Source organism: Rhodopirellula bahusiensis (genome assembly GCF_002727185.1).
GTDB classification, from domain to species: Bacteria; Planctomycetota; Planctomycetia; order Pirellulales; family Pirellulaceae; genus Rhodopirellula; species Rhodopirellula bahusiensis.
Window position 1 is genome coordinate 18,220 of the sequence record NZ_NIZW01000012.1, and the last position, 20,350, is coordinate 38,569.

6 protein-coding genes are annotated in these 20,350 nt (G+C 55.2%); 4 read left to right on the forward strand and 2 right to left on the reverse strand.

Going from position 1 to position 20,350, the window contains the following annotated elements; all coding sequences use genetic code 11:
* Window positions 1-22 precede the first annotated feature (22 nt).
* On the forward strand, window positions 23-1,921 hold the full coding sequence (locus CEE69_RS16200; RefSeq protein ID WP_158231039.1) for a TolC family protein: 1,899 nt from the start codon (window positions 23-25) through the stop codon (window positions 1,919-1,921).
* Between the two features lie 532 nt (window positions 1,922-2,453).
* The gene (locus CEE69_RS16210) at window positions 2,454-15,329 is read left to right on the forward strand and encodes an SdrD B-like domain-containing protein (RefSeq protein WP_099261675.1); all 12,876 of its coding nucleotides are present in this window, start codon (window positions 2,454-2,456) and stop codon (window positions 15,327-15,329) included.
* A 72-nt stretch (window positions 15,330-15,401) separates the two neighbouring features.
* On the opposite strand, the gene CEE69_RS16215 is transcribed toward CEE69_RS16210, so the two are convergent.
* Window positions 15,402-18,281, reverse strand: coding sequence for a mechanosensitive ion channel domain-containing protein (locus tag CEE69_RS16215; RefSeq protein WP_390179978.1), 2,880 nt, complete (start codon window positions 18,279-18,281; stop codon window positions 15,402-15,404).
* Here CEE69_RS16215 and CEE69_RS33510 point away from each other — a divergent pair.
* Window positions 18,274-18,396 (forward strand): hypothetical protein, encoded by a 123-nt coding sequence (locus CEE69_RS33510; protein WP_261341350.1) that lies wholly within the window; start codon window positions 18,274-18,276, stop codon window positions 18,394-18,396. The two genes, CEE69_RS16215 and CEE69_RS33510, sit on opposite strands and share 8 nt — an antisense overlap.
* Window positions 18,397-18,408: 12 nt before the next feature.
* On the opposite strand, the gene CEE69_RS16220 is transcribed toward CEE69_RS33510, so the two are convergent.
* Window positions 18,409-18,762: a hypothetical protein gene (locus CEE69_RS16220; protein WP_099261677.1), complete on the reverse strand. Its 354-nt coding sequence runs from the start codon at window positions 18,760-18,762 to the stop codon at window positions 18,409-18,411.
* Window positions 18,763-18,923: 161 nt separating this feature from the next.
* On the opposite strand from CEE69_RS16220, the gene CEE69_RS16225 reads away from it, so the two are divergent.
* Window positions 18,924-20,294: an outer membrane protein assembly factor BamB family protein gene (locus tag CEE69_RS16225; protein WP_099261678.1), complete on the forward strand. Its 1,371-nt coding sequence runs from the start codon at window positions 18,924-18,926 to the stop codon at window positions 20,292-20,294.
* Window positions 20,295-20,350: the final 56 nt, after the last annotated feature.

Genomic DNA, 20,350 nt, shown 5'->3' on the forward strand with positions numbered 1-20,350 from the left:
CAACTGCGACTCGATGACTCCCATGACGATGAACCGACGATCTATTTCTCATACTCAGTCGCTATCCAAATTTTTTCTCGCCTTCATTGCTGCCATCGTGCTCACCGGAGCCGGGCGCTACGGCTGGTCGCAATCCCCGGCCGCAAGTTTCGACGATCTGCAAGCGGTCGCAAGAGGCGTATCGTTGGACGCTCCTATACCTGAAACATCTATCTTTGATCACGGATGGTGGACACCACACGTTGGGTCCGCCTTGCAAGATCAAGATCTGCCGCAGGCCATCACGCTGGAACAAACCATCGTCGAAGCGTTGCAGCATTCAGAGCAGATCAAAGTATTCAGTGAGCTACCCCTGATTCGCGAAACAGCGGTCATTGAAGCGAGCTCGGCGTTTGACTGGAATCACTTCATGGACACCCGTTGGGATGACGTGAGCGAACCGATCGGCAATTCCTTGACCGCAGGTGCCGGTGCGACTCGATTCAACGATCACAATTGGACCGGACGAACCGGACTGCGCCGTCGCACTGTTTCTGGCGGAACGTTTGACGTGTCTCAACAATTTGGATTCCAAGACAACAACTCACAGTTTTTCGTACCTGATCCACAGGGAACTGCTCGCTTAGTGCTTGGATTCACTCAGCCACTCATGCGAGGACGAGGGAAGGTTTACAACAAAAGTCTCATTGTCCTGGCTCAGATTGACAAGAATGCCGCCAAGGATGAATTCCGGCGTCAGACTGAATCTCATTTGTTGGAAGTCACCCGCGCTTATTGGGCATTGTACTTGGAACGAGCCGCCTATTTCCAACGCATCAATCTCTATCTACGTGGCAAACAGATCCTGGATCGATTGGAAGCTCGCAGTAGCCTTGATGCAGCGGACGTTCAAGTCGCTGCCGCTCGCGCCGCCGTCGCATCGCGACAATCCGATCTCGTCCGCGCGAAAGCCGCGGTCGCAAATGCGCAAGCTCGTCTTCGAAGCCTCGTGAATTCACCAACATTGGTTGACGTTGAGGTTCTGCCATCGGATGTGCCAACCCTCGAACTCAGCCAGGTCAACTTGGACGAGAGTGTTGCCATTGCGTTTCAACGCCGTCCCGAAGTCTTACAAGCCATCAAGCAAAACAAAGCTGCGTGCGTTCGACTCAACATGTCTCGCAACGAGTTGATGCCGGTATTGAACCTTGTGACACAGACCTATCTGTCTGGTTTGGAAGACCAAGGTGATTCGCTGGCCGCATTTTCACGCCAATTTGATACCGGTTCACCTTCGTACGGAATTGGGCTTGTCTACGAACGACCGGTAGGAAACCGTGCCGCAAAGGCTCGACTGCGACGACGTAGACTCGAACTTCGCCAGATCGAGCACCAATACGCGACCACGCTGGAAAACATTCGCTATGAAGTGGCGGTGGGAGTCAACGAGCTTCGCACCTCGCTCCAAGAGCTTTCCACGAAGTCACAAGCGCTGGCTTCTCGGCAACGCCAACTCGAGGCTCTTCAGTTGCGTTGGACCCAGCTTCCGCCTCGTCAAAATGGTGCTGCACTGGCGTTGCAAGATCTTTTGGAGACACAAGCGACGGTCGCGAACGCCGAGTACGAATACCTCTCCGCCCAGCTGACTTACAACTTGGCATTGGTCAATCTCAAGAAAGTCACCGGCACGCTGCTAAGTTCAGAGAACATCAATCTCCAGCGGTATTGCGAGTGCAATTTGCCATCGCAACAGTACTCCAAGGATTTCTCTCTCGGCATGATTTACGGTGACGAACCAAGTTCGCCGATGGTCGAAGCTTCAGCGTCACCTCGCGTGACTTCGCATGCAGTTTCTGCGTACGGTGACCCTGTGCCGGGCTCGCCAGTGCATGTTTCGCCAATTCGAAACGCTTCATCTGAGTTCACGCCTCAACAACCGTGAGCAAGACAATCAGCATCGAAGCAGGTCGGCAGGAGTCTTTCGGCATTTGAACGGTGTTGGCAAACGCCAATGCTCCCACGTACAACCGAGGCTAACGCCCAAACGGCTCACATGGTTGTGCCCGAACATTTCTGACGATCTGATTGGCCTCGAAACCTTCTGCAAGCCGCTGATCACAATGCGGCCTCGTCCGACTGCTGCGATGCAACGCGTCACGGTATCGACTTCCTTCGCCCCTTCTTGCGATTTCGCGGGCGAAGCAAGCAAAACGATCATCTTCGCCAGTCGGTCGGGTCGTGAGGGTTGTATGTCTCACGAATCGCACAATTTTCAGCCGTGAGAAGTGAGCGGTGAGAATGCGAAACATACAATCAGCACAACCTGTTCATTTTAACTTCGGGATTGCACCAATGCGAAGCTGTATTCGCACATTTGGGCAGCCTTTGAGGCCGGGCGCGGCAAGCTTGTGACAGAAGTTCACCTGAATCCCTGTTTACCGACGGGGACTCGTCACACGTAGCTGGTTGTTCTGATGAAACGTTTTCAAACGCAGTCCATTCGCCTCTATCAAACCCTTGAAGAACGCATCCTGTTTGATGCCGCCGTTCCGATGGAAGCTCCGTCGGAATCCAATCAAGCGGAATCAGCCGAGCAAGCCGACTCGGCCTCACTTGAAACGAATGAATCGTCAGATGCGGCTACATCGAGCGACGATCAGTCAATCGAACAGCGTCGTGAATTGGTGATCATCGACCCAGCAGTCGAAGACTATGAAGAGCTGATTGACGACCTCACCAACCGCGATGAAGAAGACCGTCTCTTTGAAGTGTTTCTCTTGGATGGTGAGAAAAGTGGCTTCGAACAACTCAGCGCGTTGCTAGCCGATCGGCAGGACCTTGACGCGATTCATGTGGTCTCTCACGGCGAACAAGGTGCCTTTCGACTGGGAAGTGATTGGGTTGACGCCGACAGTTTGTACGCCAACGCGGGAAGCGTCTCTGCCTGGGGCGACGCAATCTCCACCAATGGCGATATCCTGCTCTACGGATGCGATGTTGCCGGTTCAGTCGAAGGTGAAGAGTTGGTCGAGCAGTTGGCTGCGTTGACCGCCGCTGATGTTGCCGCCAGCGATGACGATACGGGTGCCAGCCATCGCCAAGCTGACTGGGAATTGGAGCGGCACCACGGGGAAATCGAAACGGAAATTGCCTTCAGCGGACAAGCCCAACAATCCTACTCACATCGATTGGCGGCAGGCCCACAAGTCACTTTGCCAGCCGGCTCCACCGATGCTCAATTGGGTGAAACCGTCAATTTCAACGTTTCATTCGAGAACACCGGCAGTGATGTTGGATACGGGCCAACAGTCGACTTAATCTTCCCGGCTGCGGGAGCTGACGGTGACGATGGCGTCTCGTTTGCGTCGGCGACCTATCTGGGCAATGCGGTTAACTCCGTTGTCACCACGTTCGGGAACGATTCCAACGGATTCGGAGTCGTCGAACATCCGTTCTTCAAAATAGCTCAGAACGAAACGCAAGCGATCACGATCGATCCTGCCACGACGGGCGGAACGTTCACACTTAGCTTCGGTGGACAAACCACATCTGACCTCGCATTCGATGCGGACGCGGCGACAGTACAAGCGGCCTTGGAATCACTCAGCAGTGTTTCGCCTGGCGAAGTCAACGTCACCGGCTCAATGAGCGACGGCTATGTGCTAGTCGAGTTTATCGGCGCCCAATCTCAAGTGGATGTGGGTGACATCACCGTTGACAGCGTCAATCTGATTGGCGGAGCGGCCGCTGCGTTGACTGTCAACGACGGATCCAGCACTGCCACCAAACAACGTTTGTTTGGCCGAGCGGGCGACGAATTGGTGACCTTGGAATTGCCGTTTGGTTCGTTTGCACCCGGGCAGCCTGCCGCTTCGATTTCAGTCACCGGCAACGTGAGCGAAAACGCCGACTTGGGTGAAGAACTGGTCATCGGCTCTCGAAGTGCGTTTCGCTTTGGCGAAGATCCAGTCGACAACCCTGATGCGGACGCCGTACTGCTCAGCGACGACCAAGTCGATGTCAGCGGTGCCTCAGGTGCCAGCAGTCGATGGAGCGAAACAACGAGTTTGAACCCCACGCTGATTTCTCTGCAAAAGACATTCAACGGATCAGAAAACGAAACCGCCACCGGTCCGAGCTATGAGCATCAATATCAGATCCGGGTGGATATCGCGGATGGGCAAACCATCACAGATCTCGATGTCATCGATTCATTGCCTGACAACATCGTGGTCACTGGCATTGATTCAGTCACAGTCAACGGTTCCAACGCCGCCTACACGGACAACCTGGGGAGTCTGTCTGGCCCCGGCACATCGCAAGAGTTGATCGTGAGCCTCGACAATGATGTGACGGGCACCAGCTCCACCGGTGATGTTGTGGTGACGTTCAGCTTCTATGTCTCAGAGTTCGACGGGAACTCCGATCGAGTCATTCCAATCGATGGGGAGGACGACACAACGTCCGCCCCAGACTCGCGATCGATCAACAACGCGAGAGCAGAAGGAACCTGGACACCAACCGACGGCCGTGATGATCCGTCTGCCGCAGTCTCAGATCCTGCAGGCCCTGAACACACCTTGGACAACAAAGCAATCGCAATTCAAAAGTCGGTTGCCGTCATCAACGATGTTGGGTCCGTGGGAGCAACCCCCGGCGACACATTGGAATACACCTTGGAATTCCAAATCAGTGACTACTACACGTTCGGTGATTTACAAATCACGGACCTCTTCGAAGATGGCCAGTTGTTTGACTTTGGCTACGGAGCAACCTTTGACATCACCGACATGAACGGAAATGTCACAGGAAGCTTCACCGTTCGAGATTCCATCGACGCCGATAGCGGTGAGACATTGGTGGTCGATCAAACCAAAATCGATCGAACCGATGATGGTGCTGAGGATGGCCTGTCGGACGGCACGACGACTTTGAACTTCGATCTGTCGCAAGTCCTGATCGACAATGGTGCTACCGATGGAATTCTCCAGGGTGGATTGACGGACGGTGACACCAACCAAGGTTCCGCAACCGGTACGATTCGCTTCCGCACCATCATTCAAGATGAGTACGCCGACACATTCCCGTCTGGTGACCGAAGTGTTGACCAAGGCGACATCATCACCAACTCCAGCTTGACGATATCCGGATCAGTTCGAGAAAACGCCGAAGACGATGACCCGGGCGATGGATTCGCACCGATGGAAAGAGAGCTGCACACCGAGTCGGACACCTCCTCGGCCTCGATCCAAATCCAAGGCGGAACGCTAGAGAAGACGATCTACGCGATCAACGGAAGCACCAGCCTTCCGACCAATCCGGAAACCGGCAAAGTCATTTTGGTCGCCGGTGATGTGGTGACCTATCGAATCAACTATTCGTTGGCCTCGGCTGACTTTGAGAACCTTGTCATCACGGACTTTCTTCCGCTGCCCATTTTCAATGCGACGGACCATGACGCGGACGGAGCGGACAATGCGGGTGGGACCTACGGCTGGACAGTCGACGTAGGAAATTCTTTTGACGCAACTCCACCGGGATCCGGTGTGATCGAATTTGGCGGCAACGATTCGTTTTACAACAGCAACGGTCCCAACTCGAACATCACCCCAACGATTGTTGTCGACCCAGGAACCAATGCCCTCTCTTTGGACTTCGGTAGCTACGACGATCCGAACTCATTGCCGTCGGACATTGAGCTCTATCTTTCCATCACAGCGAGCGATTTGCCTACAGCCGATGGATTGTTTTTGACGAACCAAGTCCGCGCATCGGAAGGAACAACGCAACAAGACTCGACCGTATTGGACGAAATTGTCCAAGTGGAAATGACACAACCTTTGTTGCAGATCCAGAAGGGCGTGGTCGCAACTGACAATGCCAACGCCAACATCACTGGTGACATTGGACCGGTCACGTTCGACTCGGTGGGTTCAGGTGGGACATTCACCGGCACTCTGAACAGCGATGGCTTGGAAACAACTCCGGTCAATGCCAACATCGATAATTTGGAAGCGGGCGATCGGATTCGCTACGCAATCGTGATCGAAAACTATGGGTCATCCTATCGCGGAGCCCACGATGTCACGGTCAATGATCAACTGCCACCTGGATTCACCTTTGTCGGCGGCTCCATGCGGGTGGTTGATGGCACGGGAGCAGATCACACGTTCACGGATGTCAACGGTGGAAACCCTGGTTTGTTTGGCGATGGGATCATCATTGACGACCCTGGACCGACTCCCAACTCTTCCGGTGCCGACGCGGGATCAATCGATGGGGACGATCCCACCAACGGACGCAATATCTTGGTGATCCTGTATGACGTGGAAGTGTCCGATGCGACCACGATCAACGAAACACACACGAACAACGCCGAGATCGCCCACTACGCCTCGAAAGAGGGCGGCCAAAACCATGCGGCCGGTTTGACAGAAACCGCCGATGCAGCGACGCGAAACTTTGATGGCACCAAGACCATTGTTTCGACAGACCAAGCACACACGACGTCAGAGAGTGGTGTCGAACGAATCACCATTGGCGAGACAATTCGCTATCGAATTCAAGTAGAAATCCCACAAGGAAGCCTGGACGACTTTGTCATTCGCGACCTTTTGCCGACCGGACTGACGTACTTGAATGATGGAAATGCCAACGTCGCATTCATCAGCGACGGTGGCCTTTCATCGGACACCATTTCCGGTGCCGGTTTGGACTCCACGAACTCATCCTTCACGCCCACATTCGCGTTGCCTGACAACGCTGTTTCCACTTCGACCAGCGGCAACGACGACGCCTACGCAAGCGGGACCGACGTCTACTTCAAGCTTGGCAATTTGACCAACTCGGACACCGATGCCAACGCAGAATTTGTGGTCATTGAATTCGATGCCCTAGTCGACAATACCAGCTCAGGAAGCAATGACAGCGGCGACAATCGGCACAACGATTTCCGCGTCCAATCCGGAAACACCACTCAGTTCGATCTTCCCAATGGCGACCGTCCACAAGCCCGTATTGTCGAACCATCGCTGACTCAACCAACCATCACATCCGATGTTCCCAATGTCGATGCAGGAGACACGGTCGAGTACACGGTGAACTTCGCCGTCAATAGCGGCATCAACCAATCGGACGCCTTCGATGTGGTGCTGACAACGGCATTGCCGGACAATTTCACCTATGGATCCATTGGAACGATTCTGATCGATGGTGTAGCTGTCAACTCGGGCGATGCTGGTTACCCAACAATCAGTCAAAGCGGGTCCTCTCTGAGTGTCTCCTTCGACCGACTCAATGAAGGTCAAACGGTTCAGATTAAGTACGACGGAACGGTTGATGGCACCATCACTCCCGATGACACATTGACAACCGACGCCACGTTGACCTGGACATCCCTTGAAACGGACATCGGATCGGGATCGCCCACTGGCGAACGTGACGGCAGCGACACCACTGGGCAACCCAACGACTACTACCAAGCAGACTCGCAGGACGTGAACGTGGTCACGACTTGGGACATCACCAAAACGTTGGTGGGAACCGAAATCGTTTCCGGCGGCAACGGCGCCAACCAAGGGGTGATCGGTGAGTTGGTGACCTATCGGTTGGTCATCGACTTCCCGGAGGCCACCGTGCCGCAATCAGTCATCACGGATCAATTGGACGCCGGGCTAGCGTTTGTGAATGTCATCAGCACAAGCGACAGTGGCATCACATACAGCGGTTCACTGACGCCAGTCATCACGAATGACGGCCAGACCATCACTTTTGACTTGGGGACCGTCACCGACAGTGACACGAGCGATGGCAATGGTGGTCAACTGACGATCGAATACCAAGCCGTCGTTCTCAATACGTCTGGTAACCAGGCCGCGACCGCACTGGACAATGTTGCAACTTACACCTGGGGCGATAACGCCGCCAACGATGTCACCGATGATGCGGTCGATGTGACGGTGGTTGAACCAGAGATCACGTTGGACCAGAGCATTTCGATCGCCGGCAACCCGGGACAAACCACCGGCGATGCGGGAGACGCGGTGAGCTACACAATCGAGCTCACCAACGACAGTGGTCTCGACGCATTCGACCTGGGGTTCCTCGATGAGTTGCCAAAGAACGGTGCCGCATCAGCGCTCACGGGTGTGACTTTTTCCGTGACTGACACGGCAGGTTTGGTGTCAGCGGGTGACTTCACACTCACAGGTTCAGACGGCACCGGATATTCGCTGGAATACACCGGCGCAGATTGGGACATGCTCGCGTCACAAGTCGGGCGGACCGTGACCATCACTGTCAATGGAACCGTGGCGTCTTCAGTCACTCCCAACGCGGATTTCGAAAACGATCCGATCGTCGACTGGTCGTCATTGAACGGCGACGTTCAGAACCGGAGCACCCACAACGTCGCCAGCGACGAACGCGTGGGAACCAACTCCAGCGACAACACGGCGGATTACCTTAGTGGCGATTCGATCTCGTTTGTGGTCAATCCTCCCGCTTTCACAAAGGCGCTCGAATCAACCAACCAAACCGAGACCATCGGTTCGAATGTCACGATCGGCGAAGAAGTGACCTATCGCTTGCAAGTGACGATGCCTGAGGGAGAGTCACCCGATTTGACCGTCGTGGATCAGCTTCCGACCGGACTGCAATATGTTTCTTACTCGCTGGACACCAGCGGTTTCAACGGCACGGTCAACGCGCCAACCGTTTCCGGTGGAACGACCGACGGCGAGGATGTCACTTTCACCTTTGGTTCTATCAGCACAGCAGTCGACAACAACGCCGGAAACAATTCGTTCAGTATTCTGGTCACCGCAGTCGTCACGGACAATTCTGGAACAACAGGTTACACCGGATCACAATCAACACTCTCAAACATCGCCACGATCGATGTTTCGGGAGATGGTGTGGCCGCCGCACCATCGAACTCGGTGGACGTCACGGTGGTCGAATCCAACCTGACAATCAGCAAGTCAATCGATCTCGCTAACGTCAACGCTCGGGATCAAGTCACCATCACATTGGAAGTCGAAAACGATGGGCCGCACGCTGCCTATGAAGTTGATTTGCAAGACATTCTGGATCCGGCCGTCTATGACATTTCAACGGTTAGTTTCACCTCCACTGAATCTGGATTCGCCGCAACCAACACGACCGGAACCATCACCTACACCGGTGGCGACATTGCCTCGGGAGCAACTGCGAGCTTCGAGTTCACCGTTCGAATTCACGACGATGTGATCGTTGGCGAAGACTACACCAACACAGCCCGCATCACCTCCGCGACAACCCTCGATGGAAACGAATCGGGTGAGCGAAACGAAACCGATGCCGACGGCGACAACAGCGACGTAGATACCGATGACATCCATGTTCGCGAGCATTCACTCGATGGATTCGTCTACTTTGATGCCGACAACGATGGTGTCTTGGATGGAACAGAAAATGGAATCGATGGCGTCACCGTGACATTGACCGGGACAGACCACTTGGGACGAGCGATCACGGCTCGGACGTTCACAACCGGTGACGGCGCCAACCCGGACGGTTTTTATCTCTTCGATGATCTGCGTCCTGGTACCTACACAATCACGCAAACCCAACCAACCACCGCGGCCAACGGCAAGGCTTACCTGGACGGTACCGACACGCTCGGCACGGGTGGAGGAAACGACTCCACCAATGACACATTCACCACCATCGTGCTTTCGACCGCGAACGAAAACGGTGGATCGGACTACAACTTCGGCGAACTAGAAGAAGGCGAACTCTCTGGAATCGTTTATCACGACGCCAACAGCAACGGAATCTTTGATGCTGGTGACAGCGGCATCAATGGCGTAACGGTCACATTGACTGGCACAGACGACAACGGTGCAATCACTCCCATCGTGGTGGTAACAAGCGGTGGCGGACTCTACGCGTTTGACGCTCTGCGACCAGGCGAATACACGATCACAGAAACGCAACCCGCTTTCAACGCACCGTCGGGACGAGCCTATGCCGATCGATCGGAAACCGATGGATCGTTGTCCAATGGAGACATCAGCACCAACGATCAGATCCAAAGCGTCAACGTAGCCGGCGGTGACACCGGAACGGACTATCGCTTTGGGGAAGTCATCGAGTCAACTGTATCGGGGTATGTCTTCACAGACCAAAACAACGACGGCAATCGCTCGGATGGAATTGGCATCCAATCTCAATCCATCCGCATCACCGGCACAGACGATTTGGGCAATGCGGTGGATGAAACGGTGACGACCGATGCCAATGGTTTCTACCAGTTCACCGGCCTGCGTCCTTCTAACGCAACGGGCTACACCATCACTCAAGTCAGCCAACCCTCCGGTCGCCTCGATGGGATCGACACAGTGGGTACTCAAGGCGGAACGCTTGGCAACGACCAGTTCACTGAAGTCGTCATCACCAGCGACACCGCCGGCAGCGAGAACAATTTCGCAGAACTTCGCCCCAATTCGTTGGAGGGTTTCGTATACAACGACCGCGACGACGACGGCGTGAAAGACACTGGCGAGGAAGGGATTGCATTGGTTTCCATGCGATTGACCGGCACCGACGATCGCGGAAACGATATCGACGTCACCGTCCAAACGGACAGCAATGGACGATACGAATTCGCAAACTTGCGTCCTTCCAACGTGACCGGCTACACGATCACACAGTCGCAACCGGCCACTTGGAACGACGGCAAACACGCGGACGGCAGTTTGTCCAACGGAGACGACAGCACCGACAATGTCATATCCGGAATCGATGTCGTCGAGAATGACTTGGGAACGGAGTACAACTTCGGTGAACGTGGAGCCACCATCGCGGGCACGGTCTACATGGACGACAACCGCGACGGCACCCAGCAAGCAGGCGAAACGACCGGCATTGAAACCATTCGCATCGAGTTGTACGACAGCACCGGCACCAATCTGCTGGAATTCACCACCACTGATGCCAATGGAAACTACACCTTTGAAAACCTGGCCGCCGATGACTACGTGGTTCGTCAAGTCCAACCTCGCTACTACACCAGCACCAGTGCGGACGAACTGAGCGTCACCCTGCCATTGACCGGTGCCGTCGACCAGGACTTTGGCGAAACGCAGTTTGAAATCGGTGGCGTTGTTTACTGGGACGCGAACAACAACGGGTCCAATGATGCTGCTAGCGAAACCGGTTTACCAGGAGTCACTGTCACTTTGCAAATGGACCACGACGGCGACGGAACGTACGAAGAAGACTTCGTCACTACGACGGACTCGGATGGCGTCTATGAATTCGCTGAAAAACCGGGCGCGGACTATCGAATTGTCGTGACCCCGTTGGCTGGAACCACACAGACTGACGATCCAGACGCATCGCTCGACGACCAATCTTCTTTCACCATCGGATTGGCCAATCTCCCAAGTGACCAAGACTTCGGCTATCGAGGTAACTCGTCCATCGGCGACCGCGTGTACTTCGACTACTCAGGAGATGGCGGCGTATTTGACGCGGGCGACAATGACCGTGGGTTCGGTGGTGTTGATGTCACCTTGTCGATCGACGTTGATGGTGATTCAACAGTGGACTACACCGACACCGTCACCACTGCCTCGGATGGAACCTACACCTTCGACCATTTGATCGCTGGCGATTACACCATCAGCGTCGACTCCACCGACTTGCCAGACCAGGTCGGCGACAACCCTACCTACAACGACGATGCGACGACCGACAACACCACCATCGTCGTTTTGGCAGCGAACACAGACAACACCACCACTGATTTCGGCTATCACGGACACCCTGATTACACGATCACCGTGGATGACGGGAACGACAACGTCGTCGCGGGCGAAAGTGTGACCCACGACATCACGTTGACCAACAATGGGACTTTCAGTGGCGAGAATGTTGTGGTCGTCGCAGAATTCCCAACCAATGTGCTCGAAAATGTGACCGCAACCGCTGGAGGCGTGATCGATGCTGTTGCCGGCACGGTGACCTGGACTTTGCCTGTGGTACAAGACGGCGAAACGGTCAACCTCTCGATTTCAGGGGACGTCGTTGAAATCCTTGACGCGGACAACGATCCGCTGACTGTCGATGTGAGCGTGACAGATGACGCATTCAATGGAGTGGATCCAACAACCGGCAACAACTCTGACAGCGACACCGATCAAATTGCGAATTTGCAAACACTCAAGAATGTTCTCGATGTGGTTGCCAATGGCGACCTTTGGGACGTCACTTTTGAGATCTACGTCGAAAACACGGGGTCAGTCAGACTGGACGACCTGACGCTATTTGATGACGTGCAAGACCAGCTCGGCAGTCGGTTTGTTTCCGTGTCGACACCCGTCGTAGCGACGGCGAGTGCTGGAACACCAGTCATCAACGGGGCGTGGACCACCGACACTTCGCTGGACATGTTCGATCCCGCCGCCACCACTGAATTCCTCGAAGCTGGTGAGTCATTGACCGTCACGTTCGTGGCGACGGTCGATCCCGATGCGTCGGGAACAGCATCTGCCATCTTCAACACATCGACGGCGGGCGGAACCGATGTGACGACAGTTCCGGGCACGCCGCTCAGTGTGACGGACGTATCCGATAGTGGCAGCAGCGTCACCGGAACCAACTCGGGCGCCCCCGGCGACCAAGGAACAGAAGACGATGCGACCCAGGTCTATGTCGCGGACATTGGTGTTGCCAAGCAGCAAACCAGCTTCACTCAAGACCCCGTCTCGCGTCATTTCACAGTGACCTACACGATGTCGGTTGAAAACATTGGCTCGGTTACATTGGATCAACTGACGCTTCACGATGATGTCGCGGACCAGTTCGGCGACGCCTTCATTGAAATCGAAACCGGCTCGTTGGCAATCAACAACACAAGCGGCACCGGTTCGTTCCCAACCATCAATGCGGGATGGGAAACCGACACTTCGGCGTCGATGATCAATGCGACCACAGCCTCACTCGATGCGGGTGACTCCTTTGAGATCACCTTCAACGTCGTCGTTGATCCCGATGCCGTTGATGGTTTGTCTCAAACAGCAGAGAACCAAGCCGTAGCAACAGGCCGAGCGTTGGACGAATACGGTGCCGTGCTGCTCGATGGCGGTTCGCCAGTCGTCGCCAGCGATCTCTCGGACAGTGGTATCAATGCCAACACTTCCAACGCTGGTTCCCTCGGCGACAGCGGATCCACGGACGATGTGACTCCTTTGGTATTGCCAGAAATCGGTGCCGCCAAACGCTTGGTCACCTCAACCGGAGCCCCCGACGGAAACCGCGACATCACCTACGAAATCGTCATTCGGAACCTCGGCACTGTGTCGCTTGATAACATCACACTCACCGAAGACCTGGACGATCGCTTTGGCCCTGGATTCATCTCCGTCGTCGATCCTCCGTCCATCGTTGCATCCAACGCCAACAGCGATCCGAATCTCGCCGCATGGAACGGAGACACGTTGATCGAAGTGTTTGACGGTTCGTCGGGGACACTGGATCCAGGCGACCAGATCTCCGTTCGATTCACCGTGCGAGTCGACATCGATCAATTGGTGTCCACTTCTAGCAACCAAGTTTCGGTCTCGGGCGACTACGACTCGCGTCCCTTGGTAGCGGGTTATGACGGTACCGTCACGGACCTTTCCGACACCGGCAGCAATCCGGCAACGAGCAACCCTGGCAATCCAGGCGACACTGGCGGATTCGACGATCCCACGCTGATCCCCGCCATCGGAATCGCATTGGACCATGGTGATCCAGTTCAAATCCCCGATTCGGACAACTTCACCGTTCCTGTGACCATCGTCGTCGAAAACTTGGGCGCAACCCAACTGAACAACTTGCAACTCGAGCAAGATCTTGCTGACATGTTCGGAGACGCCTACTTGGGCGTTTCGAACACCCAAATCCAAACGGGCGGCGTGTCCGGCACCGCGCCAACACTCAACCCAAATTGGGAGACGGATGTCACTCAAAACATGCTTGACCCGAACTCTGGGTTACTGCTTCCAGGCGACACATTCACGGTCACCTTTGATGTGGAAATCGATCCCGATGCGGGCGGAACGGCATCGTTCTTAGAGAACCAAGCAACAGTGACTGGTTCGGACCCAAGCAACGCCAGTGCGATCGTCAACGACTGGAGCGACTCGGGCTTGAACCCGTCCTCCACCAACCTAGGAGAGCCGGGCGATTCATCCTCGGCTGATGACCCAACACCTCTGCACATTCCCGACTTGGGAGTTGCGAAGTCGATCGTGGATGCCAAACAACTTGGACTCACCTATGAACTGACGATTGAATTCATCCTTGAGAACACGGGCACGACGGATCTCAGTGATCTGCAATTGTTCGACGACTTGGCATCGGAATACGGAGTTAACTTTGGCGAAGTGATTGGATCGCCCCGAATCGTTGAGTCCAATGCATCCGTCGATCCGGTCATTAACAACGCCTACGTGAATGATACAACCCAAAGTATCTTCGACGGCATCACCGGATTGATTCGTCCAGGCGAAAGCGTGACCGTCCAGTTGACCGTCGAAGTGGTCAGCGAACCCGGACAGACCGAAGTCACACTGATCAACCAAGCTCAGGGAAGTGGCAATCCACTCGATGAAAATGGCGATCCACTTCGGAACCAAGCCGGCAACCCAATCGGACGAATCACCGACGATTCAGACAGCGGCGATGATCCCAACGGAAACAATCTCGGTGAACCAGGCGACACCGGCACTTCAAATGATCCGACAGAGATCGAACTGACGTTTTTTACTTTTGACGCTTACAACGACTTCAGCCAAAACGAAAAGGGTCAGCTCCAAGAAGACAAACGTGATGCCTCGAAGCCATTCGAAGAATCCGAAGCGTTGTACTTCGACACGCCTCATCAACACCGTCCACGCGAACTGACAAAAGCGATTCAGTTCCTGGCTCCCGAACCGATTTTCAGTGGAGCAGCAAGACCAGGAACCCAAATTGTCGGACGCATTTACGACGGTGCCGGTCGCCTGCTCGGGGAAGAGATCGCCATCACAGATGTTGGCGGAAACTGGATGATGCAATTCCATCATTCTCAACCCCAACAACAAACGCGGATTGAGTTCGTGGAAGTGGCGGGACAAGCCGACTCGTTCGCTGGTCAAGGCGGGGATGGGTTTGGATATCTGGGCATCGATCGGTTGGACAACGAATATGCTTCGTTGGAACCATGGACTTCATTCGACAATGGCAGCGAATTCACCGCGAGCCTGCGTCCATCCGTCCGGCAATCACTGGCCAGCTCGCACCGTCACGCCACGCGACCTCTTGGTCTGGGCAACTGACCAACGACCAGAAATACGCTTTCAACGACGATCGCGAAACCACCTCGATCTCGGATGCCGCGCCCATGGCTTCTAAGCGCGGCGTTTTCGCTTGCGAATCGCGTCGGAAAGTCGTGGCTGGCCAAAGTCGTCGTCGAAGAAGTCTTCTGAATCGTCTTGCTTGGTCAACACATCTCGCATCTCCGGTTGAGATGGTTGGTTTTGAGCCAGCAAATTCCGTTCGAGCAAATGACGACGAACAAGTTTCAACAACTGGTCGCGATAGCGTTCCGCGTTCTGGCCCTGTTCGATCCAAGCACGCACTTCAATTCGTTGAGACCGCTGCCCAACGCACACGAGCGTGGCTTGAGGAGCCGGTGTCAGCAGCACTTCGGGCTGTTCAATCATCAGTTCTTGCAACGTTCGGCACAGGTCTGCCGGCCGCTCGTCTCGCGTGACGGCGACTTCCATCGGGATGACGCTCAATCGTCCCGCGCCCATCCAATTGACCACGTCATCACTGACAAAGTTCTTGTTCGGAACGATCACCTCACGGCCGTCATCGTCCGACAACACCGTCGTTCGCAGACGCTGCGCTGCGACGCGTCCGGTGAAGTTGCCGACGGTGATCAAATCGCCCAATCGAGCAGGCTTTTCAAACAACACGATGAACCCGCCAAACAGGTTTCGGACCATGTCTTGCAAACCGAATCCCAAGCCGATCATCAAGCCAACCGCCAACCACTGGATCGTTTGCCAACGCACCCCAATCCATTTGCAAGCGACGAAACATCCAACCCCGAAGAGCAGGAACCGTCCCAACACCAACGTGAAGTGTTCCATGCCTTCATCGAAGGACACCCGCTGCAGAACCAACGCATCAAACAATGCCGGCAACAACTTGGCCAACTGAAACGCGACAAACAGTGTGCCAGCAGCCAGCAACAAATGCATTGCGGTCACGGGAGTCGTTTCAACCGCCGATTGCATGACGGTTTGACCAACCGCGTTGACGCTGGCTTGTTGCACGGTGTCTTCCACCGTCCAAAGAACCGGGTTGCCCATTCGAACGTTGGGAAACACATCGATCCAAAGCCAACCGAAACAAACCACCGCCCCCAACACCATTGCACATTGGCACAGGAAGGCGAGGTGATGCTTGAGCTCAAGGAAATGCTCACCCAGAGCCCCGGCGACTCGGCCGGACTCAGGTTCGTCGTACTCGTCCCGCTCTTGCTTTAGCGAACGTGTGCCGGTCAACAAGTCCCAAGCTTCCGCCGACACATACTTGACTCCCGCCCAAAGAATCGAAGCTGACATCAACGTCACCGCCGTGAAGATGATCCGCTGAATGATCTCGTGCGTTGTGACGCTGTAGCCGAGCGACGATAGAACGATCAAAAACAGCGGCAATCCGAGGCCGGCCAAGTACATCAAGAAACGACCGCGATGAATCACACTGCCGCAATATTTTTCAATCAGCGGTTCAAGGAAGCCGCCGACCGGACGCAAAGCCAAGTGCATCGTCCAGCCCACCAAGAGCATCGCCAGAATGAATCCCAAGCGAGCGACCGACCCGCGCCACATGCCGTGGTCAATTTGGCTCATCAACGTGATCGAGTACGCCGCGACAACCAATCCCATGCCAATGATGGTCAGGTACTTCATCGCACGAGGACGCCGCGACAATTCAATGTCAACGTGTTGATCCAAGTAGCCATCCGCCCGCAACCATTGCCGAGGAACCTCGATCAACCAAGCCACTAAGCTCGCAGCACAGAATGCGCTCGATGCGTGCAATGTTGCTTCTGAAACGATGCCGGTTCCCAGCCAACGACCAATCCAAAACAAGACCGCAGGAATGCCCGCGGCAACGAACACGGTGAGCACACCGGCATACAGTTTTCGTTTTTGCGGAGCAGCCTTCCGCATCCTTTTGCGACTGCCGATGGCGATCAACGAAGCTTTCGCGAGCCAACGAAGCACCAGTATTAACACGATGCCAACCAACAATCCGATCGCACCGACCGGGTTGGCGGAGATCTTCCGTTCAAATGTGGGTCCAAAATCGCCGCTGCGACTTGAGTCGAACAACGCTGCCATCCCACCCTTCAAGTTGCGAGCGTCACGCAGGCCGACTGGTTCATCACTGCGAATCCACATGACGTGCCGGTCGATCAGCATTCGATAGTCACCCGCCAAGGATTCCGATGCGGTCGTAATCGAATCCAACTCGCTGATCTTTTGCTGTTGGTCCTGATACCCGACCTGCAACGAACGAATCCAGGCGCCGCGTTGACGCAGCAATTCTTCGACTTGCAATCGCAACGGGTCGCCATAGCGGTTGGCGTCGTACCCCGCGGCCGCGAGAACTTCCGCGGCTTGCCGCTCAGGTTCCGATCCATCCAACCGAATCAGGTCCAACTCCAATTGTTGTTGACGCGATTTCCCGAGAGCCTCGCTCGCCAAAGCGGTTTGGCTGTTTTCGATCTGCCATTGTTCCAGTTGGTCTTTCTTATGGCGAAGCAACAGCCCGATCGTGGGCGTTAGGCCATGCCGTGTCAGCTTCTGATTGACGTCTTCAAAGTCCGACTGCGTTGCATCGAGTTGCTCCTTGGCGGAATAAACTCGACCGGCCAGCTGGTTGTACTTCGCGGCGAGATCAATCCATTGCTGAACCAACTCTGCGTTCTTGGTTCCGATGTCGGCCGCAATGGGATCCGATGTTTGAGCGAGCGAACGAAACTGCGATTCGGTCTGCTGCGCCGCGCGAACGTGCATGTCCGCGTACGGCGATTGCCGCCAATCATCTAGCTCACTGGGCTGACGAGGAAGCAACGGGTAGCTCACCGCGGTTGCTTCAGTCGTGTCGGTCGCATCCCAATCCGATCGGGTACTCGTTTCACGCTGAACGACGGATGGCGAGGCTTGAGTCGCTCCAGGATAAGGACGTTGAATCGGTCGCGTGCTCAACTGCGAATTGGTGGATCGCGATGGCCGAGAAAGATTGTTGGCACTCGAATTGGATTGGGAGCTGGAAGTGAACGCGGGCGGCGTCAATCGACCTCGCGACGAGGTTTCCGTGTGACTGGGCCAGCTTTCAACGGATTCCGACTGAGTTGCCCAGGCCGAATTCGATGATGTGACGATCGATGGAGAAATCGATGGCGAGGAAACCGGCACCGACGTTTCGACCGGATAGGTGGTAGCCGTCGATGTTGTGAACGGTGGAGGTTTGGGCGTCGTCCAGACAATTTCCTGAGCCGCTACGATGCCCACGCTCATCCATACCAAGATGCAGCAGGCAAACCACAACAACACGAATTGGTCGCTGCGTTGCGGTTGGGCGGAAAACGACTTCGATCTCAGTGGGTGGCTCATCGGGACCACTGCAAGCAATCAGATTGGCGGCGAAACCGCCGGAAAAAATTTGCCGCCGACGGAGAACGGACATCGAATCAATACGAGAATCCAGGTTTCATCGCCACATCGATCGTGTTTCACGCGATACAAACGGCAAACCAGCGAATCCGGGCAAAATGCAACAGCTCGAAACACTCCCGCCGACGCACTAGACTTCCATGTTCCCCCCATTTCACCGACCTGGAGTTCTCGATGCTCAACCGAATCTCGATTCGACGCTGCCGTTTCCCGTCAGGATCATGCCAGCGGATGATGAGCTTGGCTCTTCTGGTCGTAGCCGCCAATGTCTTTGGAGTTTTCGCGAAAGCGGACGACTGGCCGCAGTGGCGAGGCACGGGCCGCGACGGGGACTGGACCGAAACTGGAATCGTGACGGAGCTCCCCGAAGGCCAACTACCATTGAAATGGTCTGTTCCAATCGGCTCCGGTTACAGCGGCCCAACGGTTGCGAACGGACGGGTTTATGTCACCGACCGACAAACGGAACCCGATGAGATTGAACGTGTGCTGTGCTTTGCCGAGAAGGACGGAAGCTTGGTCTGGGAACATTCCTACGCTGCTGCCTATGAGATCGGTTACCGAGCCGGTCCCCGCGCCAGCGTCACGCTGCACGATGGGAAAGCATTGGCCGTCGGCGCGATGGGGCACTTCCATTGTTTCAATGCGACCACGGGAGAGATCTTGTGGAAGCATGACTTGAATCAAGAATACAAAATCGCGATGCCAATCTGGGGAATCACAGGAGCTCCGCTGGTGGTGACCAGCGAGACTCACAAACCGATCGTGGTTCAGATTGTTGGTGGTTCCAAGGGAGCCTGCGTCGTGGGATTTGATCTGGCGACCGGCGACGAAGCCTGGCGTTCGCTCGATGAGCGTGCCGGCTATTCCGCTCCAATTTTGATCCAGCAAGGCGGGCGAGACGTTGTCGTGTGTTGGACCGGAGACAGCATCAGCGGACTCTCGCCTTCGACCGGAGATGTCTTCTGGCGAATCCCGTTTCCTCCTTCTCGAATGCCGATCGGTGTCGCCACTCCGGTCGTGGACGACAACCATCTGTTTGTCACATCCTTCTATGACGGTTCCATGATGCTTGAACTGTCGGACACCGAACCTGCGGCACAAAAGAAGTGGCACCGAGTCGGGGTCGACGAAAAGAACACCCGTGCGTTGCATTCCATCATCAGCACACCTGTGATGCGAGATGGTTACGTCTACGGTGTCGACAGCTATGGTGAACTGCGTTGCCTGGAGATGGAAACCGGCGAACGAGTCTGGGAGGACACCACGGCCGTTCCGCGAAATCGATGGGGCACGATCCACACGGTTGTGCATCAAAGCGAGAATTCGCAAACGGATTGGATGTTCAACGATCAAGGTCAATTGACGATCGCCCACCTGACGCCCGAAGGCTATCAACCTCTCAGCCAGACTCATTTGCTGGACACGACGACGGTGCAATTGCCACGACGCAATGGAGTCACATGGTCTCATCCGGCCTATGCCAACCGCTGCATTTTCGCTCGCAATGATGAGCAATTGGTTTGTGCATCTTTGGAAGATTGACCGCGAGAAGAGAGCGAATATCGTCGGTCCACTTGCGTTCAGGCACAGTTAAGATA

What these genes read in the sequence shown, in the direction of transcription:
- CEE69_RS16200 (WP_158231039.1), top strand. Translation starts at nt 23, where the DNA reads ATGACGATGAACCGACGATCTATTTCTCATACTCAGTCGCTATCCAAA.
- CEE69_RS16210 (WP_099261675.1), top strand. Translation starts at nt 2,454, where the DNA reads ATGAAACGTTTTCAAACGCAGTCCATTCGCCTCTATCAAACCCTTGAA.
- CEE69_RS16220 (WP_099261677.1), bottom strand. Translation starts at nt 18,762, where the DNA reads ATGTCCGTTCTCCGTCGGCGGCAAATTTTTTCCGGCGGTTTCGCCGCC.
- CEE69_RS16225 (WP_099261678.1), top strand. Translation starts at nt 18,924, where the DNA reads ATGCTCAACCGAATCTCGATTCGACGCTGCCGTTTCCCGTCAGGATCA.